The organism is Geosporobacter ferrireducens, from assembly GCF_001750685.1.
Taxonomy (GTDB): Bacteria; Bacillota; Clostridia; order Peptostreptococcales; family Thermotaleaceae; genus Geosporobacter; species Geosporobacter ferrireducens.
Map to the genome: position 1 here is coordinate 5704096 of NZ_CP017269.1, position 24343 is coordinate 5728438.

Sequence of the window (24343 nt, forward strand, 5' to 3'; positions counted from 1 at the left end):
TCATCCCTATGAAGGATTATCTTTTTGAAAAAATGCCTGTACTTTATCGAAGAATCCTTTTTTGCTTGAAGCCACATCTTCTATTTTTTTTTGCACTTCGTCAATCTGTACGTATATTTTGGTTTGAAATGCTTGGTGCTGTTCCATAAAAAATTGCAGATCTTTTTGAAGTATTTGATTTTGTAAAGTAATTTCTTCAAGCTTTTCTAGTAAAGCATCTCCCTCATGAAAATCTTCCTGGGATTCCACCAGTTCATGATCCCCTATAAAAATTTGAGGCATCGATTCAGCAGACAATGTGCTTTCATGATCATCTGCCTTCAATGTTGGAAGGGCATTGAATAATATAGGAGACTCTAAAGGATCGATTCCAAGTATTGTAATTTTATCGTCAATATACCCATAGGCATCTATAATTTTTACGGGTGTCATATCTTTATAAGCAGGTCCAATAATGCCGACTTTTATGAGCTCCTTTTCAGCTGCATTGGCAAGTCTTTTGGGATCTGACCACTGCTTAGCATTCTCCAATTTTTTTTGTATAATAAAATGGCTTCCTTCCTTCCAAAGAATGATCATATTCCGATCAAAATGCATAAGATGTGGCTGCGTGTAATCTGTACCGTTTTTCGCAAAAACATTGATTTCTTTTCTTAAATTACTTTTATAGGACAAGGGAAGTTTTGTTCCAAAATAGTTTATTTGATAATGCCCGTTCGCAAAGGTTGACCATGCTATATGCAAGGTATCCTCCCTATCACATAATATAAAAGGAGTCGTATGATCACAGGGTCCTTCGCTAATTTTTATTGGTATACCCCAAGAGCGATAAGGCAAAAGAAATTTTTCATAATAAATCTGATGATATCTTCCAATCCGGGATTTATACACCAGATGGATATTATTCTTTTCATCAATATCTGCATAAAAAGGTATATCATATTGACCGGTACAAATTTCACACACTTTTTGGTTTTCCCAATTCTGCTTATTCCAGTAATAGTGCTTAATTGTCCAAAACTCATTATTTTCTGCATAGGATTGTGCCATCAATATATGAATCTTTTCTTCAAAAACAAATAGTGTAATATTTTTCAACCGGCTGTGATTCCTATTAAAGGTCATCAAACTTTTAGATTCCCAGGTCTCATTAAAATATATCCCATATTTTAAATGTCCAGTTTCTAAAATTGAAGCCACATGGAACTTTCCTGCAGAATCTATCCCAATGGAGAACTCCAAAACCTTTTCCTCCAATTTCATAGAATGAAATTCGATATTTTCTTTTAGCATACGTACCCATAAATTTTTTTCTAATAGAGAAAAGTGGTATATAAAACCAGGAGAATCATAATGTATATATTGTTTCTGATTGTGATATGCCATTTACACACCTCCTTTTGATAGACTTTGTCCAATATATATTTATCATTGGTCTTTTAAAATTATGACACTTTATAGAATAATTTTTGAAAATAAAAGGTGCTGAAAAGCAACAAAAGAAAGTACAATATAGTAACGTCTAATTCGGATGAATCTAATAGCAGTCAGTTGATAGAATAGGAGGGGAGTTTCATGATGAAAGACAATTCTGGATATGGAAAACCGATTAATCGAAAGCTAAGTGAGCCGGAGCCCTATGCAGGCCTTAGAAAAAGTACACAAGAACAGGAGAAACAGAGCCTTAACAAATATCTTGTTGATATGCTGGAGCCGGTAAGCATTATTACAGATCAAGTGTACTCCAGTTATCAAATCCGGAGCTGTTTTCCTAAGTTTACTGTCAATGTGCCAAAGACTAGCGATTTATTGAACTTTGTTAACATAACTTTTCAAGAAGGCAAATTAATAGCAGAAAGCTTAAAAATCACACCACTGGGGCCAAAACGGCCAGGACATTCACGGGTACAATTTGAAATTCAAATTCCTTATCAATTAGTACTGCGTGATAAAATTAGTGGTGAGCTGTTACATATGAATGGGGTATTGCCGGAAATTAAAAAAGATACGGTAATGTACATTCCAGAATCAAGAAATGAGTTCAATTACAGAATTATAGCTGAAACCCGAACGGAACTTCTTCATTTTCCTGAATCTGAAGGAGAAAAGATGATAATTCCTATAGGGATTTTTATGGTTATTAGTGTTGTCGGAAGGGTGCAGCTGCAGCTGCCGGCATATAAAACACTCCAAGAGCCTCTCCCTGGAGAACCTTATGAAGCAATAGAATTAGAGTTATGTGAGGAATTCGAAAAAAGAATTTTCCCGGAAGACTTTTTTCCCCCGGCAATAGAGGATCCTGATCTAAAGTCATTGAAGTAGCATATAACTTTTTTGTATCATCTACAAGGTCAGCGAATATTGTGTAATAGTAAGTTTCTTTATAAAGTCATCCCTAAATATTATAGAACTGCAAAGGGGAATCCCATGAAAATATTATTCTTTACAAGAAAGGATTTGCAAGAAAATCCTGCTGGAGATACTACCATTATTCAAGCTTTGAAAAAACATTTTCGAAAACATGGAATCAAAGTAGATTTATGCACAGATCATAGGGTAAATATTCACAGCTATGATTTAATTCACTTGTTTAATATATCTCGTGCCACTGAGTTATATAACCTGATAAAGCTTTTGCCTTTGGAAAAGAAGGCTGTTGTTTTGACGCCTATTTATTGGGACCTCAGCGATTATTTAAAAGAAACCAACCAAGCGATAAAGCTGAATGCATGGAACAGCGGAGAAAGAAAACGCAAATATATTTTCGAACACATTGATTTGTCTATTCCCCACTGTCAGGGAGAAATTGATCTGATCAAGCGTAACTTTAACTATAGAAAGGATTTTGAAATTATACCTTATGGTGTAGCACCTATTCAAAAAGAATCATCGAGCTATATAAATAACCGTTATGGCTTTAAGGACTACGTATTGTGTGTCGGAAGAATCTGCAGGCAGAAAAACCAATTAAGTTTGATAAGGGCACTAAAGGACAATTCTATTCCTGTTGTTTTTGTTGGAAAGGTTAATGATGAGGACTACTATAAGCGCTGTCGTGCTGAAGCAAAAGAGAATATGATCTTTATTCACGATATGCATCACCATCAGCTTGCCAGCCTTTATCAGAATGCCCATGCCTATGTACAGCCAAGTTGGTTGGAATATCCTGGCTTAAGCAGTCTAGAGGCAGGTGTTGCGGGTTGCAATATTGTATCTACAGAGATTGGTTCTGTTAAAGAAATCTTTAAAGATATGATTTACTACTGCCATCCAAATAATCTTGAAAGTATTCGCAGCGGTATTTTTAGAGCCTTAGAGATGCCAAAATCGGACTTATTAAAAAACTATATTCTAGAACATTACACTTGGGAAAATTATGTCACAAAGCTTCTAACACAATACAATCATCTTTTACAACTTAAAAAAAGATCAATAGAAAAGTGATAGTTTATCTATCGCTTTTTTAGTTTTTATACAGCAATTTATTAATCAAGATTCTCAATCACATTTAGTCTTATAAGGGAGAACTGTATTCTTTAATATATGAATTTTATTCACCAAATTGGACATGTTTGCATAATTTGAATTATAAGAGAATCATTAATAGGAGCACATCAAGGAGGAGATTTTAATGAAAGTGGTGATTCTATGTGGAGGAAAAGGTACGAGGATGCGAGATGCAGCGGAAAATCTCCCTAAACCCCTTGTACGAATAGGAGAAAAACCTATCCTTTGGCATATTATGAAAATCTATCAACATTACGGGTTCAATGATTTCGTATTGCTGCTTGGATATAAGGGTGAAAAGATTAAAGAATATTTTATGGATTATTCATGGAAAAATCATGATTTTATATTAGATATGGACAGTGGGGCTGACGACATTCAGCTACTGCAAAAAGTAGAAAATTGGAAAATCACTTTTATAGATACAGGCCTAAACACCATGACAGGTGCTAGAATTAAACGTGCTCAGCAATACATTGGGGATGCCCCCTTTATGCTTACCTATGGAGATGGTCTGGCTGATATTGATTTACATGCGTTGTTGACTTTTCACAAAGAGAAAGGAAAAATCGGAACGGTTACAGGAATATCGAAAAAAAGTCAGTATGGGACCTTAACGATTCAAGAAGATGTAGCACAGTCCTTTCAGGAAAAGGAACAAACTGAAGGGGTAATCAATGGTGGCTTTTTTGTGTTTAATCCAGGAGTATTCCATTATCTTCGGGAAGAGGATCATTGCATTTTAGAACAAGAGCCCATGCGAAATTTGGTAGCAGATCGAGAATTGGCGGTATACCAGCATCGAGGTCTCTGGATTGCAATGGACACCTATAAGGATCTTCAAGAAGCCAATCAAATATGGCACCAGCAGAATAACTCATGGAAGGTGTGGTAAGATGATAAATAAAGATTACTGGTTAAATAGGAATGTGTTCGTAACTGGTTGTACCGGCTTTTTAGGCAGCTATTTGGTTCGAGAACTGTTACAGAGAGGAGCCAATATAACTGGTTTAGTAAGGGATTTCGTTACAGATTCAAAGCTATTTGCTGATGGCAATGATAAAAGAATCAATGTAGTCAGAGGCTCCATAGAAGACCTGCAGCTGTTGGAACGTGTACTAGGCGAATACGAAATAGAAACGGTCTTTCATATTGCAGCCCAGGCGATTGTCGGTATTGCGAACAGAAACCCTATTTCGACCTTTAAGGCAAATATCGAAGGAACTTGGAATGTAATGGAAGCTTGCCGTAGAAGTCCAACGATCAAACAAGTTATTGTAGCATCCAGTGACAAAGCCTATGGAGATCAGGAAAGACTACCTTATGATGAAAAGATGCCCCTACAAGGAAAACATCCCTATGATGTATCAAAAAGCTGCACAGACCTATTGGCACAGGCATATTATCAAACCTATAATCTACCGGTTTGCATAACGAGATGCGGCAATTTATACGGAGGAGGAGATTTAAACTTCAACAGGATTATCCCCCAGACGATTCAGTCCATAATCCACGGAAAAGCTCCAGAAATTCGCAGTGACGGCACATTTATTCGAGATTATTTCTATGTTGAAGATGCAGTGCTTGCTTATCTCCTATTAGCAGAGAAGATGGAGGAAGGGAATATTTACGGAGAGGCATTTAATTTTAGTAATGAGATTCAATTAACAGTCTTAGAACTTGTCAATAGAATTTTGGCATTAATGGATAGTAATCTTCAGCCAGTTATATTGAATCAAGGACAGCACGAAATCAAGCATCAATATCTTTCAGCAGCAAAAGCAAGAAATCTCTTGAATTGGGAGCCTAAATACAGTATGGAAGAAGGCTTAAGAAAGACTATCGAATGGTATATGGATTTTTTTCAAAATTGAATATAAGGGGACGATTATTCTGTTGTTCCGTAACGTAAAGGGGGCATGCCTAATATATGCCTCCTTTGTTTTATATGAAATTTTAACAGAATCAAATAAAAAAAATTATATCATTGAATGTTGACAAAATTAGTTGGGTATAATATACTAAGATTGAATTTCAAGTAAATTACTTGGGATTCGAAGGGAGTGATGAAATGAGGCTGTCAACAAAGGGCAGATATGGTGTAAAAGCTATGTTTGACTTAGCATTAAGTTACGGTGAGGGACCAATCGCTTTAAACAGTATTGCGGAGCGACAAAATATATCTGTACATTATTTGGAGCAGTTATTTTCCAGTTTAAGAAAAGCAGGGCTTGTAAAAAGTGTTCGTGGTGCACAGGGTGGTTATACCCTAGCAGAAAAACCTCAAGATATTACAGTAGGTGACATTATTAGAACCCTTGAAGGACCGTTGGCTCCTGCTGAATGTGTTATTGATGATGATAACAATGAGTGTGATCGAGCTGATTGCTGTGTGACGAGAGTTATATGGGAGAAAATTCGGGATAGTATCAATGAAGTTGTCGACTCAATAACTCTACAGAATATGATTGATGATTATAAACGAATGAATAACAAAGATACCTATATGTATTATATTTAAACTTTTTGGGAGATGATTGCATGAAGAAGAGAATTTATTTAGATTATTCCGCAACAACACCTATGAAGCAGGAAGTGCTTGATGAAATGATGCCTTACTTTACAGAAAAGTTTGGTAATCCATCTAGTATCCATTCCTTCGGCAGAGAAGCAAAACAAGCTATCGATCTATCAAGGGAACGCCTGGCAAAGGCAATTGGCGCTAAAGCCGAGGAGATATTTTTTACAGGTGGAGGTTCGGAAGCAGATAATTGGGCAATTAAAGGAATTGCCTATGCCAATCGGGATAAAGGAAATCACATTATTACTACCAAGATCGAACATCATGCTGTGCTGCATACTTGTGAATATTTAGAAAAGAATGGTTTTGAAGTTACTTATTTGGATGTGGATGCTTTTGGTCACATCAAAATAGATGATCTAAAAAACGCAATTACTGATCAAACAATTTTAATTACAATCATGTTTGCCAATAATGAAATTGGTACAATACAACCAATACAAGAAATTGGACAAATTACAAAAGAAAAAAAGATTATTTTTCATGTAGATGCAGTGCAAGCCTTTGGAAACGTAAAAATTGATGTAAATGATTTAAACATTGATTTAATGTCATTATCTGCCCATAAGGTTTATGGACCAAAGGGAATTGGTGCTCTTTATATTCGAAAAGGTGTTAAGCTTCATTCTTTGATTCATGGTGGTGCACAAGAGAGAAGAAGAAGAGCTGGTACTGAAAACTTACCTGGAATTGTTGGATTTGGTAAAGCCGCTTCTCTCGCATCTGAAAATCTTGAGGTACATATTCAACATGTAAAAACCTTGAGAGATAAGCTAATTAAAGGCATTATGGAACAAGTTAACTATGTACGTTTAAATGGACATTCAGAATATAGACTCCCTGGCAATGTTAATTTTGCATTTGAATTTATTGAGGGCGAATCCTTATTGCTTAGCTTAGACATGCTGGGGATTGCCGGGTCCAGTGGATCAGCCTGCACATCTGGTTCTCTAGATCCTTCCCACGTTTTAATGTCTCTAGGTTTGACCCACGAGATCGCTCATGGCTCATTGCGACTAACCATTGGGGATTTCACAACCGAAGAAGATATTGATTATGTACTACAGGAATTACCAAAAGTTGTTGATCGATTAAGGCAAATGTCACCATTATATGAGAAGGTAAAGGGAGGACAAAAATAATGTATTCAGAAAAAGTAATGGATCATTTTATGAATCCTAGAAATGTTGGAGAAATAGAGAATGCAGATGGTATTGGTGAGGTAGGCAATGCTAAATGTGGAGACATCATGAAAATGTATCTTAAGATAGAAGGCGATGTTATCGTAGATGTAAAATTTAAAACTTTTGGCTGCGGATCTGCTATTGCCACCTCTAGTATCGCTACAGAGATGATAAAGGGAAAAACAGTGGAAGAAGCCTTGCACTTAACAAACAGGGCGGTAGTTGAAGCTTTAGATGGCCTTCCGGCACAAAAAATCCACTGTTCTGTACTAGCAGAACAAGCAGTAAAATCCGCATTATTAGATTACGCTAGAAAAAACAACCTGCAGCTTACCGGCTTAGAAGATTTTGATCCTACAGAAGACCACCACGATCACCACGATGAAGACGAACAATAGAACAAAAGCCCAGAGTAGCCTGGGCTTTTGTTCTTATAATTTATGGGAATAGGGATAAAAATAATATAAAATAGGTGAGATAAAGATGAACTTAGACAAAAATAAAGTAGTTGTTGGAATGAGCGGTGGTGTAGACAGCTCTGTAGCCGCCTGTATTTTAAAAAAGCAAGGCTACAATGTCATTGGTGTTACCATGCAGGTATGGCCAGATATAGAAGAAGAATATGAAAATTCAGGCGGATGCTGTGGTCTTTCGGCAGTCGACGACGCAAGAAGAGTAGCAGATCAGTTACAGATTCCTTTTTATGTCATGAACTTTAAGGATATTTTTGAAAAAAAGGTAATTCAATACTTTATCAACGATTATAAACGGGGAAGAACGCCGAACCCATGTATTGCCTGCAACAAGTTTATAAAATTTGATGAATTGCTTCGTCGTGCCAACCAATTAGGCGCCTATTATGTTGCTACTGGCCATTATGCTAAAATAATATATGATATAGAAACCCATCAATATAGAATCAAAAAATCTAAAGCAGCCGGAAAAGACCAAACCTATGCACTATATCACTTTACCCAAGAGCAGTTAGCACACACACTTATGCCTTTAGGTGATTTTGAAACAAAAGACGATGTACGTAAAATTGCATCGGAAATGGGATTTATTAATGCATATAAGCCTGACAGTCAAGAAATTTGCTTTGTAAAGAATAATGACTATGGAAATTTTATAGAAAAAAATGAGCCAGAAGCGATAGAACCAGGAGACTTTGTTGATACAGCAGGAAGAATATTAGGAAGACACAGAGGGATTGTTCATTATACAATAGGACAGCGCAAGGGCTTAGAAATTGCCTTAGGCAAGCGCAGCTATGTAACAGAAATACGACCAGAGAGCAATCAGGTGGTCTTAGGAGAAAATGAAGATGTTTTTGGAATTGAACTGATGGCGGAAGATGTGAATTTTTTATATTCTCAAGATTTTAATAAATCGATTCATGTCAAAGCGCAAATTCGCTATAATGCTGTTGCCTCTGATGCCATTGTATATCCATTAGAAAAGAATTGCATAAAGGTAGTATTTAAAAATCCGCAAAGAGCAATTACGCCAGGACAAGCTGTTGTTTTTTACCAAGATGATTTATTATTAGGTGGAGGTACAATAACTAGCAAAGTAAGATAATTGTAGCAAAGGCACAATAGTATCTTTTCTTTTTGTAAGTGGAATGATAAATAGTAGGCATTTCACTTACTTTTTTTATGAAAAAGTGTGGTGTAAAAAATGTTGAAAAGAGGGAGTGACATTATTGGTTTGCCAGTAATTTGCTTGGAAAATGGCAATAAAAAAGGAGAAATAAAAGACATCTTATTTGATAGTGAAAGGATGCTTTTAACTGCAGTACTTGTGGCTGAGGGAGGACTGCTGCACAGCAGCAGGATCATCTATTATCAGAATATATCCTGTTTTGGTGAAGATGCAATAATGATTCAAAAAAGCTCCTTTATAGAACATGTTCCGATGCATTACAAGAATCCATTTCAATTTCATACCAGACACAATATCCTTGATTTAGAGGTGCTTACTGAGGAAGGACAAAATATTGGAATGGTTCAAGATTTACTATTGGATATCCAAAAGGGCAAAATCATTGCCTTGATTCTCACGGATGGCTTGTTTCATGATTTGGCTGAAGGAAGACCCTTATTGCCCTTGGCCCAAGAAATTTCCTTTAATGACTTGTCTGTAATTGTACCAACAGAAATGAAAAATGAAGTTCAATACCATACCGGAGGATTGAAAAAAATACTGGCATTGGAATAATTAATGAAAAGATTAGCAATAATGAAAAAGGAGGATGAATATGCGAGATAGATTTATGTCAGGAATGCTTACGGGTGGAATCATTGGGGCAACTGCCGGACTATATGCATACTCAAGAATGAGCCCTAGGCAGAGAAAAAGAATGATGAAAAGAGGCAATAAAATGCTTAAAAATGCAGTTAATATGATAGGAATGACACAATCAATGGATATGTTTAGGTAGACAACAAAAGCAGCTAAGACAATCTTAGCTGCTTTCAAAAAAGCTTTAGGGAGAATTTTTGATGGGTAATTTGGGGCTTGATTTATTAAACTTTATAGAGGCAAAGCCAGTTTTTTACTTTTTTCTGTTGATTATCGCAGGTATAAATATTCTACTGCTTCTTTTACTGGGTTTTTGCATCTATTATTTAGTAAATATCGGAAATCGTTATATCGGCCAGCAAAAAGAAATAAAGATAAATAAAAAGCACTTTTATTATTTTTCTATAGGATTTATTGGTGTTATTTTATTTATTTTTCTGTACAATTTTCGTAATATTATTTGGCAAGTACTCCCTCCCTTATTATGGTCGATTCTATTTGCCTATCTGCTAAATCCAATTGTTAATCAAATAAGCAAATATAATATTCCGAGAATATGGTCCGTACTAATTGTTTATTCATTTCTTATAGCAATAATTTTCTTTATGTTATTTACATTGACACCAAAGATATCGAAAGAAATGGGACGCTTAATCGACCTGATTCCTATTTACTCCAGACAGGCTGGAGAGTTGATGAATAGGATTTACAGCAAGATTGATCAAATTGAGTATTTACCACCTGAATTTATTGGAGTAGAAGAAGCCATCACAGAAAATTTAATCCGGATTCAAGTATATCTAGTGAGCTTTGTAAAAAATATTACTACCAGCATTTTTAATGTGTTTACTCATTTAATTACATTGGTGCTAATTCCGGTATTTACCTTCTATTTTTTAAAAGATGCTTCCTATTTTAAGAAAAAAATAATTCTTCTGCTGCCCAAATCTGGACGTTCTTCGGTCATAGAGATAGCCAAGGATATAGATTTGCTCATCAGTCGTTTCATCAGAGGTCAACTGATTGTTGCTGCAGCAGTAGGAATCTTAAGTATTGCTGCACTGCTGCTGATAAGAATTGAATTTGCTTTCCTGATCGGTTTTATTGCCGGCGTATCCAATGTTATTCCTTACTTTGGACCAATTATCGGCTCTATACCTGGTGTCATTATTGCTTTATTGGATGAGCCCTCCAAGGCTATTTGGGTAATTATTGCCTTTACCATTATACAACAGATTGAAAGTGCTATTATTTCACCTAAAATTGTCGGGGAAAGTGTAGGGCTTCATCCGATTATGGTGATCCTTGTATTAATCGTTGGAAATATGCTTTATGGCATTATTGGAATGTTATTTGCAGTACCCATAGCAGCCAGTGTAAAAATTATATGTCATCATATCATAGAAAGAATTGTCAGATCCTAAAAAGAAACTTAGTGAAAATGATTTCTCAAATCAACTTTCATGAATTGACAAAAATAGCTAATTCCTTTATAATCAAGTCAAGTAAATAAATTAAAGGCAATGAAAAAGAGGAGTACAATGAGTGTGTGTATTCAGAGAAGAAATCCTTAGGCTGAGAGATTTCTGACACCCCTTATTAGAAGCAGCTTTTGAGTCTTGGTTCTGAACCTGTAGTAAGAATCAGCGGAAGACAGCCGTTATCTGTCGGGTATTGAACTGTACTGGAGAGACCATTTCGGTAAGTAGGGTGGTACCGCGAGAACACTCTCGTCCCTATATTGTAGGAACGAGAGTTTATTTTTTGAAAAAGTAAAATGAACATAAGATGATATGGAGGTAAAGTTATGGACAAAATGAGTTTAAATGACATTCGCAGATCCTTTTTAGATTTTTTCGCCAGTAAAGAGCATTATGTTGGTAAAAGCTATTCTTTGGTTCCTGAAAACGATAAAAGTCTGTTGTTGATTAACTCCGGGATGGCTCCTTTAAAACCATTTTTTATGGGTATTGATACCCCACCAAAAAAAAGAATGGCTACCTGTCAAAAATGTATTCGAACCGGCGATATTGAAAATGTAGGAAAGACAGCTCGCCACGGAACTTTTTTTGAAATGCTGGGGAACTTTTCCTTTGGTGACTACTTTAAAATCGAATCCATCCAATGGGGATGGGAATATGTTACAGAGCATTTAAAGATGCCTGTAGAAAAATTATGGGTTAGCGTTTATGAACAAGATGATGATGCCTATGAAATATGGAATAAAAAAATCGGCGTACCTTCCGAGAAGATTGTCCGTTTAGGGAAGGCAGATAACTTTTGGGAGATCGGCCTGGGCCCTTGTGGTCCGTGCTCAGAGATCTATTTTGATCGCGGGGAAAAATATGGTTGTGGACATGCTGATTGTAAACCCGGCTGTGACTGTGACCGATATGTAGAGTTTTGGAATCATGTATTTACCCAATTTGACAGAGATGAACAAGGCAATTATAACCCACTTCCAAAGCCCAATATTGATACAGGAATGGGACTAGAAAGAGTTGCTTGTATTATGCAAGGAGTGGACTCTATTTTTGAAATAGATACCATGCAGCAAATATTAGAGGGGGTTACCACGCTATCAAAACAAAAATATGGTGCAAACCCCAAAATGGATATCTCTATTCGGATTATAACAGACCATATTCGCTCTGTAACCTTTATGGTAAGTGATGGAATTATGCCCAGCAATGAGGGCAGAGGCTACGTGCTGCGCAGACTTCTCCGTAGAGCAGCAAAACATGGTAAACAGCTAGGCATTCAAGATACCTTCCTTACAACCTTGGTCGATCGTGTCATCGGAGTATCCGGGCAAGCTTATCCTGAATTGGTAGAGAAACAAGAGTATATTAAAAAAGTAATTGCAGTTGAGGAAGATCGATTCCGTGAAACCATCGACCAAGGCAGTGAAATTCTTAAGAGTTTTGTTGAAGAACTAAGAAAGACACAGAGTATCTGTCTATCAGGCGAGAATGCATTTAAACTCTACGACACATATGGCTTTCCACTCGAGCTGACTAAAGAAATTCTTGAAGAAGAAGGCTTCGAAATTGATGAGACAGGCTTTAAGGAAGAAATGGAAAAGCAGCGTGTAAGAGCACGGTCTGCTCGACAAAACACAGAAGATGAAGGCTGGAAGGAAGATATTTTTTCAAAGCTTGGCGCAGATATCCGATCTGCCTTTGAAGGCTATGGGAATACGCAAACAGAAGGCAATATATTGACTATTATGAAGAACGGAGAAGTAGTAGAAACGGCCACACAAAATGATGAACTGATCCTTATTCTGGACCGGACACCTTTCTACCCAGAAGGAGGCGGGCAAATCGGCGATAAAGGATTTATGGAAAACGAAACTGTAAAAGTTCAAATAACAGATTGTAAAAAAGGAAATAATGAAAGAATACTTCACTATGGAAAAGTTCTAGAGGGAACACTCTCAGTGAATACACAAATAAAGGCTATTGTAGAAGAAAAACATCGCAAGTCAACAGCGAGAAACCACACCGCAACACATTTATTGCATAAAGCTTTAAAAGAAATTGTGGGACAACATGTTGAACAAGCTGGTTCCTACGTTACACCGGATAGACTGCGCTTTGATTTTAGTCATTTCCAAGCGCTGACTACAGAAGAATTAGACCGTATTGAAGCGCTGATCAACGAAAAAATTCTAATGGGCTTAGATGTAAAAGCTCAAAATATGTCATTAGAGGAAGCTAAAAGACTAGGTGCAACAGCCCTTTTCGGTGAAAAGTATGGAAACACTGTAAGAGTTGTATCAATCAATGGCTACAGCATAGAACTGTGTGGCGGTACCCATATTGAAAATATCGGTCAGATTGGGCTGTTTAAAATCGTCAGTGAGGGCGGTGTAGCTGCTGGTATTAGAAGAATTGAAGCAGTAACAGGCTTAAAAGCCTATGAATATATCAAAGAAAAAGAAGCAAAATTAAATGAGCTTTCTAAGCTTTTAAAAACAAACGAAAAAGAACTTGTGCATAAAACAGAAGCTTTGATACAAGAATTGAAGGGAATACAAAAAGAAATCGAAACTTTAAAGCTAAAACTAGCCAGTAGTTCTATTGATGAAATACTTGAGAAGGCTTATAAAATCAATGAACTGAAGATTGTTGCGCACAAACTTGAAGGATTGGATATGGACAGTTTAAGAAATCTGGCCGACAAAGTTAGAGACCGTATTGGGTCAGGAGTAGTTGTTTTAGGTACTGTTGAACAAGAAAAAGTAAATTTTGTAGCTATGGCTACTGATGAGGCAGTGAAGCAAGGTGTACACGCGGGCAATATTATTAAAGAGGTAGCTAAAATAGCCGGCGGCGGCGGCGGCGGAAGGCCAAACATGGCACAAGCAGGCGCAAAGGATCCTGCCAAATTAGAGGAAGCTTTAGCCAAGGTAGAAGAGTTGGTTAAATCCCAGTTAAAATAGTAGAAAAGAACAGGATTATGCATAATCACAGCGAATATTTGTAATATATAAAAGAAAGGAGTGTGCTGGAAGTGAATGATAAATTTAATCGCACAATGAAATTTAATGTAGATAAAGAAAAGGTAAATCAAGCAGAGGAAATACTGAAAAATGTATATAAGTCACTAAGAGAAAAAGGGTATAATCCAATTAACCAGCTGGTGGGCTACATTCTTTCAGGTGATCCTACCTACATTACAAGCCATAACAATGCAAGAAGCTTAATTCGTCAACTAGAAAGAGATGAGCTTTTAGAAGAGCTTCTAAGAAGCTATTTAGAAAATAAGTAGGAGAGATTTCTATTGTATACAAAATTGAATAAAACCATCTGGATCATTATTGTATTTCTTGCTTTATCCGGGATGACCTCCTATGGGGAACCCAATGGGGAAAAAAAAGCCATAGTTATCACTGTAAGTGAAGTTAATTTCCAAGATCTATCCATGCTGCCCGCTATCGGGCGGCTAATAGATGAGGGCGCCATTGGATTGATGAATAACCGGACTTCCAGAAGTGCTAATGTTTTTAAAGCCTATGCAACTCTGGGTTCTGGTGTTCGTGCAGAAGCTTCTGCTGATTCCATTCATTTTGTTAATAATAACGAAGACAGCAAAGACATCTACTTACGAAGAATGGGTATAAATCCAGGCGATAAGGAGATCATAAATCAAGATATGCCAAGACTGCAAAGACTCAATCTTACAGGCGAATACGGTGCTATCGCTGGGGCTTTGGGACAAGCTCTAAATATAGAAGGCATCAAAACGGCAGCGATTGGAAATAGCGATACATCTGATGTATCGGTTCGGCTGGCTCCCTTGATCGTGATGAATGAGCAAGGACTTGTTGATTATGGTGATGTTAGTCAAGGAACCTTGATTAAGGATGATCTTTATCCATTTGGTTTAAAAAACAACTATCCTAGAATGATTGAGGCTTTTCAGGAAGCCTATGAAAAAGCTGGCTTAGTCGCTATAGATTTTGGTGATATCTATCGGTTAGAACGCTACAGAGACAATATGACTGACCAAGCTTATATGAATCATAGAATGAAGATTTTAAGTGAGTTGGATACCTTTGTTTCTCAGCTTTTAGAAGTAATTGATTTTTCGAACACGAGACTTTATCTCGTGACACCATACCCCTCTGCTGCAAACATGAAAGTGGGAGACAGATTAACGCCTATTCTTGTCGTAGGCGCGGGAATTCACCCAGGTATATTAACTTCCAGTACGACTAGGAGAGAGGGCATCGTAGGAAATGTAGACCTGGCACCCAGTATAGCAGAATATCTAGGGGTTCAAAGTGAAAATATGACAGGAAGGCCACTACGATCTATAGAAAGGCAGAACAATCTGGACTGGCTTTTGAATACGAATCAGGAGACGATTGCTACTTCAGAATTTAGATATCCAGTATTAGCAGCCTTTGCTATTTTTGAGATATTTATCTCTATTTCTGCGTTATTACTGATTCTATTAAAGGACCGCTTAAAAAGCAACTGGGTAAATGCTTTTATGAATTTATTGTTAAGTACAATGGCTGTACCTTTTGTGCTATTGATTCTTTCATTAATCGCTAAGAAGAGCCTATTTGGGGTTTACTTATGGACAATACTCATAACCATTCTGATAACCTATGCTGCAAAAAAGGCAAGCCGGCATCGGTTAGACCCTTTGATCATTCTGTCAGCACTAACCACAATCGGATTACTGGTCGATATTGCTACGCAGGGAAGGCTGATCAAAACCTCTCTATTGGGGTATGATCCCATTATCGGTGCCCGTTACTATGGTATTGGCAATGAATACATGGGTGTATTGATTGGCTCTACCCTCGTATTTGCAACTGCTTTGATAGATAGGTTTAAAAAAGGGAAGTACTGGGCACTGTTTATCTTTGCCTGTACAACACTTATAGTGGGCTTCCCTGGATTAGGCGCAAATGTTGGCGGAACCATAACTGCAGTCGCAGCATTTACTTTTTCATCTTTACGTCTATTCAATATTAAGATTCGATTGAAACAAATACTAATCATCGGCTTCTCGACTCTTTTTGTAGTAGCATTCATGGCATTTATCGATATGAATGTATTGGGCGCAAAATCACATTTGGCAGGCGCTGTGGAACAACTGTTTAATGAAGGGCCAGGAACAATATTTCTGATCATCAATCGTAAACTGTCTATGAATCTAAGATTAATTCGCGTTACTATTTGGAGCAAGGTACTCATTAGCACTATTTTAATTCTTGCAGTGCTGTTTTATCGGCCGGTAGGTGCAATCAATAAGCTTTTTAAAGCTTATCCAAACCTATCTGTTGGATGGGCAGGCATTGTTGCTGCATGTGTTGTTGGATTCCTTGTAAATGATTCTGGGGTAGTAGCTTCGGCTACGGGAATTATTTTCTTGGCAATGAGCATGCTGTATTTGACTTTTTTTATACCAAAGGAGAATCATACAAGTGTCTAGCTTAGAATATAGAATCTTAGGCAATACTGGTATAAAGGTGTCCAGACTGTGTTTCGGTGCTTTGACAATTGGACCTTTGCAATCTAATAGGACAGTAGACCAAGGAGCAGAAATTCTGCAAGAAGCCTTTCGACAGGGTATAAATTTTATTGATACGGCAGAGCTTTATCAAACCTATCCACACATTCGCCAGGCAATAAAAAATATTGATCGACAGCAGTTAGTAATTGCAACAAAATCTTATGCTTATGATAGAATGACAGCAGCAGCAAGTTTAGAAAAGGCAAGAAAAGAACTGGATCTTGATCAAATTGATATTTTTTTGCTGCACGAACAAGAAAGTGAATATACAATTCGGGGACATCTAGAGGCCCTGAAATATTTTATTAAAATGAAAGAAGCTGGTATTTTAAGGGCGGTAGGCATTTCTACCCATCATATTAGCGGAGTTAGAGCGGCTGCAAAAATGGATGATATTGATATCATTCACCCTATCGTAAATATTAGCGGTTTAGGAATACAGGATGGTTCTATGGAAGAAATGGCAACAGCACTTGAAGAAGCCCATCAAAGAGGAAAAGGAATTTATGGCATGAAGCCTCTTGGTGGTGGAAATCTTATCCATACGGCCGATCAATGCTTTCAGTTTGTGCTAAATTTATCCTTTTTAGACGCAATTGCCGTTGGAATGCAGACAATAGAAGAAGTAAAAGCAAATGCCATGCGTTTCAAAGGGCTTCCGATTCCTATGGAAATACAGAAGAAAATAAATACAAAGCCGCGAAAGCTTCATATTGATGACTGGTGTGAAAAATGTGGTTCTTGTATCCCTAATTGTAGCCATCAGGCATTGTCAATAAAAAACAATATCCTTACAGTTGATTCAAAGGTTTGTGTTTTGTGTGGGTATTGCAGTAACTATTGTCCAAATTTTTGTATCAAAATTGTATAAAGTGAGGAATAATATATGCGGGCCATGGGATTAGATGTAGGAGATAAAACGATAGGGATTGCAGTGAGCGATTTATTGGGATTTACAGCCCAAGGAATTGAAACAATCCGAAGAACAAGTAAAAAAGCAGATTACGCCAGAATCGGTGAACTTATTCAAGAAAAAGAAGTCAGCAAAATTGTGGTTGGACTGCCGAAGAATATGAATGGTACGATTGGCCCACAAGGCGAGAAAGTACTTGAATTTGTCGAAGGATTAAAAAATCGATTTAAAGTGGAAATCATATTATGGGATGAACGACTTACAACGGTTGCTGCTGAAAGAACATTGATTCAAGCAGATGTTCGAAGAGAAAAGAGAAAAACTGTGATCGATATGGTAGCAGCTACATATATTCTACAGGGATATCTAGACAGCTGCAAAGGAAAGGGGTGAAAAAATGGAAAACGATAATATTGTAACCCTTCTTGATGAAGAAGGCAAAGAAACAGACTTCGAAGTGATTGCAACACTAGAGGTAAATGAAAATGAATATGCAATTCTGCTTCCTTTAGATGGAGATAGCGAAGAAGCCTTTATTTTTAAAATGATAGAGGAAAATGGCGGCTATTCTTTAGAATGCGTAGAAAGTGACGAAGAATTCAATGCGGTTGCTGCTGCATATGAAGATTTATTGCAAGAAGAAGAATATGATGAAGAAGAATAAGAAGCTATGGCCTGCAAATAGGCCATAGTTTTTTTCTATCATTTTAACAAACTATAGACTTGGAGGACTTAATTTGAAAATAAATATAGAAGGCAATCTAAAAAAAGCCAGATTTATTAAACGTATCAATCGTTTTATTGGAGAAATTTCTGTAGATGGCGAAATACACAAAACACATATTGCTAATACAGGGAGAATGAAAGAACTCTTGACAGAGAATGCTAGAGTTATCGTCAGACATGTAGAGAATGAAAAAAGAAAGACTGCCTACGACCTTCTAATGGTTTATAAAGGAGACAGCCTTGTTTCAATCGATTCAAAGCTGCCCAATATACTACTGGAAAAAGCCTTTCTCAATAATCACATACATGCCTTTCGTGATTATACTGCAGTCAAAAAAGAAGTTACCTTTGGCAAGAGTAGGTTTGATCTTTTCATACACCGGGATCGTCATGCAGCCTTTATTGAAGCAAAATGTGTTACATATGTAAGAGAAGATCAAGTGGCATCTTTTCCTGATGCACCTACAGAGCGTGGAAGAAAGCATGTATTAGAGCTTATTGAAGTTCTGCGTGAAGGAATGCGCGGCGCTGTATATTTTATTGTACAGAGAGAAGATGCCATCGCCTTTACACCGAATCGAACCATGGATCCGCTTTTTGCAGATGCGGTAGAAGCAGCCTATCAAGCTGGTGTTGAATTTTACGCTTTTACTTGCAAAGTTGCACCAGAAGAGATTCTTATTTACAAAGAAATTCCCATATTTTTTTCTTGATTTATTTTTCAGAAGGTGATACATTGTAATTGATAATAAATATCATTATTGAATTATTTTCTACATTAAGGAAGGATGCGTCGCTTATGAAGTTTCTTTGTAAAACCTGTGGAAATCAAATAGAAGATACCCATACGAAACGATGTCCAAGATGTTACAGTATTCTTAAAGAACCTCCAAAATGCGGAGATTGTAAAGGATGCTCCCTAGGGTATAAGGATTGTAAAACTGAATCCAAGTGAATATTTTCAATTGAAAATAAAATTTTTTAAAGAATCTTCTTATTTTCCCTTGACTTTTCTAGCTATACATTTTAAACTAATCATGATAGAGATTACTAATTGAAAAGAAGGTGTGGATGTGACAGAAATCATGGAGAGTCTGAAGGATCAGTTAAAAGAGAAGGGCTATAAACTAACACCTCAAAGACGAGCTACACTGGACACAATTATCGAAAATCAAGGCAAACACTTAAGCACAGAAGAAATCTATGATATGGTTAAAGAGAAGTGCCCTGAAATCGGATTGGCTACAGTTTACAGAACTTTACAGCTACTGGACGAATTAGACGTAATATCCAAAATCAATTTTGACGACGGATGCAGCCGCTATGAACTTAATACCCATCAAGATGATCATCAACATCACCATCTGATTTGTTTAAAGTGCGGAAATGTTATTGAAGTAGAGGTTGATTTAATGGACGCGCTAGAAGACGAAATCGAAAAGAATTATGATTTTGAAATCAGCGACCATAAGGTTAAATTTTTCGGATATTGCAGCAAGTGTAAATAATCCTGTAACTTTAGAGTTGCAGGTTTTTTTAATTATATAAACATATCTAAATTTCATCCTCACTATACTTATAGAAAAAATCAAAAATAGCAATAATAACACATAAAGGTGATTTCATTAGAGGCTAGTTTACATATTGTAAACAACTGTTAAATACTGTATAATGAATTGTGCAAAAGGTGAACGGTTATCTTGAATTTAGAAATTGCAACGGGTTCGGATTGATTGACATCGTATATATTAGGAGAGTGATAATGTGGCAAAAAAAACAGCAAAATTAAAACTAATTCCTTTGGGTGGATTGAATGAGATCGGCAAAAATATGATGGCCATTGAATATAAAGAGGATATCATGTTGATTGACTGTGGAATGAGCTTTCCAGAGGATGAAATGTTGGGAATTGATATTGTGATTCCCGATATAACCTATCTAATCAAGAACAAGGATAAAGTAAGAGGCATCGTCCTTACCCATGGACACGAGGATCACATCGGTGCCTTGCCTTACGTCTTGAAGAAACTGAACCTGCCAATCTATGGAACGAAACTAACACTTGGATTGGTGGAAAACAAATTAAAAGAGCATAAACTATCAGGAAGTGTCCACATGCAGGTAGTAAAACCTGGTGACATCGCTAAACTGGGAGAGTTCAAGGTAGAGTTTATGCGGACCAGCCACAGCATTGCTGATGCAGTGTGTTTGGCTATCCACACCACTGTAGGGACAATCGTGCATACCGGTGACTTTAAGGTTGATTTTACACCGATTGACGGAGAACCCATCGATCTTCATAGATTAGCAGAACTGGGGCAAAAAGGTGTACTTCTGCTAATGGCGGACAGTACCAATGTAGAACGGCCTGGTTATACCATGTCTGAGCGTACTGTAGGCACAACCTTTGAAAATATTTTTAGAAATGCTCAAAAAAGAATTATCGTTGCTACCTTCGCATCAAATGTTCATAGGGTACAACAAATTATCAATGCAGCTTATAAATTTAATCGAAAAGTCTCTTTTTCCGGCAGAAGCATGGTGAATGTTGTAAATGTAGCGATGGAGCTCGGATATCTAAATGTACCTAGCGACATGCTAATCGACATGAATGATATCGATAGATATTTGGATCATGAAATTGTGGTTGTAACAACGGGCAGTCAAGGTGAGCCGATGTCAGCCTTATCGAGAATTGCAGCATCTGAACATAAAAAGCTGGAAATACAACCGGGAGATATGGTGATTATCTCAGCAACGCCTATACCAGGAAACGAAAAAACAGTAGCAAAAGTCGTTAACCAACTCTTTGAAAAGGGAGCTAATGTTATTTATGAGGCCTTAGCAGATGTTCATGTTTCCGGTCATGCCTGCCAAGAAGAGTTGAAGCTGATTCATTCTTTGGTTAGACCTCAATATTTTATACCTGTTCATGGGGAACACCGACATCTGAAACAGCATGCAAAGTTGGCGGAAAGTATGGGAACTCCTCCTGAAAATATTTTTACATTAGAAAATGGTCAAGTGGTAGAAATCTCTAAAGAAAGTGCAAAAATATCTGGCAATGTTACAGCTGGGAATATCTTGGTAGATGGCTTAGGCGTAGGAGATGTTGGTAATATTGTATTAAGAGACAGGAAGCACCTATCAGAGGATGGATTAATGGTAGTCGTTGTAACGATTACGAAAGAAAATGGTCAAGTAATAGCTGGCCCTGATATTATTTCCAGAGGTTTCGTTTACGTTAGAGAATCTGAAGATCTTATGGATGAAGCTAGGACTGTAGTTAAAAATGCGCTGCAAAACTGTCAAGGCAATAACATAAGAGAGTGGGCAGTATTAAAGTCTGCGATCAAGGATAGTTTAAGGGACTTCCTTTATGCTAAAACAAAGCGAAGTCCAATGATTCTTCCGATCATCATGGAGGTATAAAATATGCTGCATTGCAGCATATTTTTTTTCACTTTCTCATGAATCATTGTATAATGGTAGTGGATAATCATTAATCAAAATAAGGGGGCTTTAGCTTGCGTATATTACTCTATGTTACAATCATACTAATGGGAGCAGTCATTGGTGCGAAAGATATGTTCTCCTCCAAAATCATCAGTAAGCTTTCACAAATCCAAACAGGGTGCCTACTGATACTTTTATTTATTATGGGACTCAATATCGGAGTCAATAAAGAAATCGTTCGTACCTTTTTTAAACTTGGTTACCAGGGAATCATTTTAGCACTGTTTTCTATTCTATTCAGCATATTAGGTGTGAAACTGATATCTAGAGTATTCCCAACACAGGAAGAAGGGGAGTGTGAACATGACCGTTAGAATTATGCTTTCAGTTTTATTAGGTGTTTTATTTGGACTATTTTTCTTCCCTGATCAATATTTGGGCTTAATTGGCCACATTATAGATATCGGTCTATGTGCATTACTTTTCTTTGTAGGGATAGATATTGGACGGAATAAGGATATTATTCCCAAGATCATGGCCAATGGCATTAAAATCTTTTTAGTCCCATTGATGATTGCTCTGGGTAGTATTATAGGCAGCATAGCCGGCGGTTTCCTTTTAGGAATTCCTTTTTATGAAGCAGGAGCAATCGGAGCTGGATTTGGATGGTATAGTCTCTCTGCTATAGAACTTTCCAAATATAGTGCCGAAACCGGTGCCTTGGCCTTTATTACCAACATTAGCCGTGAAGTCATTGCACTCATCTCCATCCCTTTTATTGCAAAATATATTGGAAAGCTGGAAAGCATTGCACCGGCAGGGGCTACTGCCATGGATACATCTCTACCCGTTATTTCTAACGCAACCAATGGAAACACAGCTGTAATCTCTTTTATCACCGGGCTGACCTTATCTGCATTGGTGCCAGTACTGGTTCCCCTATTAATATCATTACATTAAAAAATAAAAGGAGGTTTTTCTATGAATATCCATGATTATGCACATCAGTTGGCAAAGGCCTTAAAAAATTCTGATGAATTCAGGCAGTATAAAAGACTACAGGCAGAAGTACAAAAAACACCACAACTAAAACAAATGATTGATGATTTTCACAAACGGCAAATAGAGCTGCAGGCTGCCCAGCTGTCTGGCCAAACCCTGGATCAATCAAAAACAGAACAAATTCAAAAACTCTATGAAGTCATTGCAAAAGACCCTATGGCGGCAGAGTTTTTACATGCTGAGATTCGATTTAGCCAATTGATAGGAGACGTATATAAGATTATCGGTGAAGCAGTAGACATGAAAGACATGTTTTCTTAAAAGGAAAAGGTAGACATAAATATATTATGTCTACCTTTTCCTTTTAAGAGCAGCAATTTTGTTTTAAAATAACGACACGTATGTTAACTGCTCTCTATAGAGAGGCGTTTGTTTTTGCACTATTTCTTAAAATCCGGTTAAAATATTGTAAATAACTGTTGATAAATGTATAATAGTATCATAACAATGATTTTCAAATGAATAGATGGAGGGTACTTTTATGAATTCCTCTACAAGGAAACATCGGAAGAAAAAATATAAAACCTATATTCTGTTGTTTATCGCAGCAATATTGGCTACACCCTTGGGCTTGTTTTATTCCTTCGGAAAACTGATCCAACCAGTGGAAGCATATAGCAATAGTACAATTTCCATAGAGATACCTAGTGGAGCTTCTACAGCAAAAATAGCAAGGTTGTTAAAGGACAACAATTTAATCAAGAATGACTTCGCCTTCCGTATCTTAAGCAGACTTTCAAAATCTGATGGAAAAATGCAAGCTGGAAAATATGTACTGCGCAATGATATGGATGCCAAGTCCATTATTCAAGCATTGGTAGCAGGAGATGTAACCCATGATGCTGTCAAATTTACAATTCCAGAGGGATTTGAATTCAACCAGATTGCAAATCGGTTGGCGGGCAATGAATTAATCGATAGAGAAAAATTTGTGCAGTTGGCAAACTTCGGGGATTTCAATTACAAATTTCTTGAAGGAATTCCAAAAGGTGAGAATCGCCTTGAGGGTTTTCTTTTTCCTGACACCTATCAGGTGGCTAAAGGTTCCAGCGAAGAAGAGATTCTCAAGAAAATGTTGGATCGCTTCAATCAGGTCTTCCAGGAGTCCTACTACCAAAGAGCAAAAGAATTAAATATGTCCGTCAATGAGGTGATCACTTTGGCATCGGTTATTGAGCGGGAAGCAAAGTTAGATAATGAAAGGCCGTTAGTTTCCAGCGTTTTTCATAATCGTATAAAAAGCGGTATGCTGCTTCAATCTTGTGCTACTGTACAATATATACTGGGAGAGCGAAAAGAAAACCTGACATTGAAAGATATTGAAACAGATTCTCCTTATAACACCTATAAATATCAGGGGTTGCCGCCAAAACCCATTGCTTCACCGGGTAAGCCGTCTATCGAAGCTGCACTCTATCCGGAAAAAACAGACTATCTCTATTTTGTAGTAAGCAAAAACGGCGAGCATACTTTCAGCAGAACCTATAAAGAGCATTTAAATGCGAAGAATGGAAATTAAAGGATTGGGAAACATAATACGTGGGAGCATAATACCACGTATTCATTTTTGTG

Annotated in this window: 25 protein-coding genes and 1 other annotated feature; of the genes, 24 read left to right on the forward strand and 1 reads right to left on the reverse strand. The window is 37.1% G+C overall.

Translation table 11 applies throughout. The features are described from left to right. Positions 1 to 6: 6 nt before the first annotated feature. The gene (locus Gferi_RS26795; protein WP_069981156.1) at positions 7 to 1386 is read right to left on the reverse strand and encodes a hypothetical protein; all 1380 of its coding nucleotides are present in this window, start codon (positions 1384 to 1386) and stop codon (positions 7 to 9) included. Between the two features lie 189 nt (positions 1387 to 1575). Here Gferi_RS26795 and Gferi_RS26800 point away from each other — a divergent pair, with 189 nt between their 5' ends. From Gferi_RS26800 to mltG, 24 genes are all read left to right on the forward strand, one after another. Then, the gene (locus tag Gferi_RS26800; protein ID WP_083273789.1) at positions 1576 to 2322 is read left to right on the forward strand and encodes a hypothetical protein; all 747 of its coding nucleotides are present in this window, start codon (positions 1576 to 1578) and stop codon (positions 2320 to 2322) included. Between the two features lie 105 nt (positions 2323 to 2427). Further along, the gene (locus tag Gferi_RS26805) at positions 2428 to 3444 is read left to right on the forward strand and encodes a glycosyltransferase family 4 protein (protein WP_069981157.1); all 1017 of its coding nucleotides are present in this window, start codon (positions 2428 to 2430) and stop codon (positions 3442 to 3444) included. A gap of 187 nt (positions 3445 to 3631) precedes the next feature. After that, a complete protein-coding gene (locus Gferi_RS26810) occupies positions 3632 to 4402 on the forward strand; it encodes a glucose-1-phosphate cytidylyltransferase (RefSeq protein WP_069981158.1) in 771 nt (256 codons plus the stop codon). Between the two features lies 1 nt (position 4403). Further along, the gene (locus tag Gferi_RS26815; protein WP_069981159.1) at positions 4404 to 5381 is read left to right on the forward strand and encodes a GDP-mannose 4,6-dehydratase; all 978 of its coding nucleotides are present in this window, start codon (positions 4404 to 4406) and stop codon (positions 5379 to 5381) included. Between the two features lie 197 nt (positions 5382 to 5578). Then, the gene (locus tag Gferi_RS26820; RefSeq protein WP_069981160.1) at positions 5579 to 6028 is read left to right on the forward strand and encodes an RrF2 family transcriptional regulator; all 450 of its coding nucleotides are present in this window, start codon (positions 5579 to 5581) and stop codon (positions 6026 to 6028) included. 20 nt (positions 6029 to 6048) lie between these two features. Next, positions 6049 to 7230 (forward strand): cysteine desulfurase NifS, encoded by a 1182-nt coding sequence (nifS, locus tag Gferi_RS26825; RefSeq protein WP_069981161.1) that lies wholly within the window; start codon positions 6049 to 6051, stop codon positions 7228 to 7230. Continuing rightward, complete coding sequence (gene nifU / locus Gferi_RS26830) at positions 7227 to 7670, forward strand: Fe-S cluster assembly scaffold protein NifU (RefSeq protein ID WP_069981162.1); 444 nt, start codon at positions 7227 to 7229, stop codon at positions 7668 to 7670. The genes nifS and nifU overlap by 4 nt, the downstream gene beginning before the upstream one ends. Positions 7671 to 7755: 85 nt before the next feature. After that, positions 7756 to 8853, forward strand: a complete 1098-nt coding sequence (mnmA, locus tag Gferi_RS26835; RefSeq protein WP_069981163.1) for a tRNA 2-thiouridine(34) synthase MnmA — start codon at positions 7756 to 7758, stop codon at positions 8851 to 8853. A gap of 99 nt (positions 8854 to 8952) precedes the next feature. Beyond that, positions 8953 to 9492 (forward strand): PRC-barrel domain-containing protein, encoded by a 540-nt coding sequence (locus Gferi_RS26840; protein ID WP_069981164.1) that lies wholly within the window; start codon positions 8953 to 8955, stop codon positions 9490 to 9492. A gap of 40 nt (positions 9493 to 9532) precedes the next feature. Then, positions 9533 to 9715, forward strand: a complete 183-nt coding sequence (locus tag Gferi_RS26845) for a YtxH domain-containing protein (protein ID WP_069981165.1) — start codon at positions 9533 to 9535, stop codon at positions 9713 to 9715. A gap of 61 nt (positions 9716 to 9776) precedes the next feature. Next, positions 9777 to 11000 carry an AI-2E family transporter gene (locus Gferi_RS26850; protein WP_083273791.1) on the forward strand — a complete coding sequence of 408 codons (1224 nt, stop codon included), beginning with the start codon at positions 9777 to 9779 and terminating at the stop codon, positions 10998 to 11000. 90 nt (positions 11001 to 11090) lie between these two features. After that, positions 11091 to 11317: a binding site (T-box leader), on the forward strand. Positions 11318 to 11383: 66 nt separating this feature from the next. Continuing rightward, entirely contained in the window at positions 11384 to 14023 is a 2640-nt protein-coding gene (gene alaS / locus Gferi_RS26855; RefSeq protein ID WP_069981166.1) for an alanine--tRNA ligase, read from the forward strand. Between the two features lie 95 nt (positions 14024 to 14118). Beyond that, positions 14119 to 14352, forward strand: a complete 234-nt coding sequence (locus Gferi_RS26860) for an IreB family regulatory phosphoprotein (RefSeq protein ID WP_069981631.1) — start codon at positions 14119 to 14121, stop codon at positions 14350 to 14352. A 12-nt stretch (positions 14353 to 14364) separates the two neighbouring features. After that, the gene (locus Gferi_RS26865; RefSeq protein WP_083273792.1) at positions 14365 to 16533 is read left to right on the forward strand and encodes a hypothetical protein; all 2169 of its coding nucleotides are present in this window, start codon (positions 14365 to 14367) and stop codon (positions 16531 to 16533) included. Beyond that, on the forward strand, positions 16526 to 17485 hold the full coding sequence (locus tag Gferi_RS26870) for an aldo/keto reductase (protein ID WP_069981167.1): 960 nt from the start codon (positions 16526 to 16528) through the stop codon (positions 17483 to 17485). The genes Gferi_RS26865 and Gferi_RS26870 overlap by 8 nt, the downstream gene beginning before the upstream one ends. Positions 17486 to 17500: 15 nt before the next feature. Next, positions 17501 to 17920 (forward strand): Holliday junction resolvase RuvX, encoded by a 420-nt coding sequence (ruvX, locus tag Gferi_RS26875; RefSeq protein ID WP_069981168.1) that lies wholly within the window; start codon positions 17501 to 17503, stop codon positions 17918 to 17920. Between the two features lie 4 nt (positions 17921 to 17924). After that, positions 17925 to 18191, forward strand: coding sequence for a DUF1292 domain-containing protein (locus Gferi_RS26880; RefSeq protein ID WP_069981169.1), 267 nt, complete (start codon positions 17925 to 17927; stop codon positions 18189 to 18191). A 73-nt stretch (positions 18192 to 18264) separates the two neighbouring features. Continuing rightward, the gene (sfsA, locus tag Gferi_RS26885; RefSeq protein ID WP_083273793.1) at positions 18265 to 18966 is read left to right on the forward strand and encodes a DNA/RNA nuclease SfsA; all 702 of its coding nucleotides are present in this window, start codon (positions 18265 to 18267) and stop codon (positions 18964 to 18966) included. A gap of 360 nt (positions 18967 to 19326) precedes the next feature. Continuing rightward, a complete protein-coding gene (locus tag Gferi_RS26890; RefSeq protein WP_069981170.1) occupies positions 19327 to 19761 on the forward strand; it encodes a Fur family transcriptional regulator in 435 nt (144 codons plus the stop codon). Positions 19762 to 20017: 256 nt separating this feature from the next. Beyond that, positions 20018 to 21685, forward strand: a complete 1668-nt coding sequence (locus Gferi_RS26895) for a ribonuclease J (protein WP_069981171.1) — start codon at positions 20018 to 20020, stop codon at positions 21683 to 21685. A 95-nt stretch (positions 21686 to 21780) separates the two neighbouring features. Next, on the forward strand, positions 21781 to 22083 hold the full coding sequence (locus Gferi_RS26900) for a LysO family transporter (protein ID WP_069981172.1): 303 nt from the start codon (positions 21781 to 21783) through the stop codon (positions 22081 to 22083). Next, on the forward strand, positions 22073 to 22669 hold the full coding sequence (locus Gferi_RS26905; protein WP_069981173.1) for a lysine exporter LysO family protein: 597 nt from the start codon (positions 22073 to 22075) through the stop codon (positions 22667 to 22669). Before Gferi_RS26900 ends, Gferi_RS26905 begins: the two co-directional genes overlap by 11 nt. Before the next feature lie 21 nt (positions 22670 to 22690). Next, positions 22691 to 23032, forward strand: coding sequence for a YlbF family regulator (locus tag Gferi_RS26910; protein WP_069981174.1), 342 nt, complete (start codon positions 22691 to 22693; stop codon positions 23030 to 23032). 220 nt (positions 23033 to 23252) lie between these two features. Continuing rightward, positions 23253 to 24290 carry an endolytic transglycosylase MltG gene (mltG, locus tag Gferi_RS26915; RefSeq protein WP_069981175.1) on the forward strand — a complete coding sequence of 346 codons (1038 nt, stop codon included), beginning with the start codon at positions 23253 to 23255 and terminating at the stop codon, positions 24288 to 24290. Positions 24291 to 24343 lie beyond the last annotated feature (53 nt).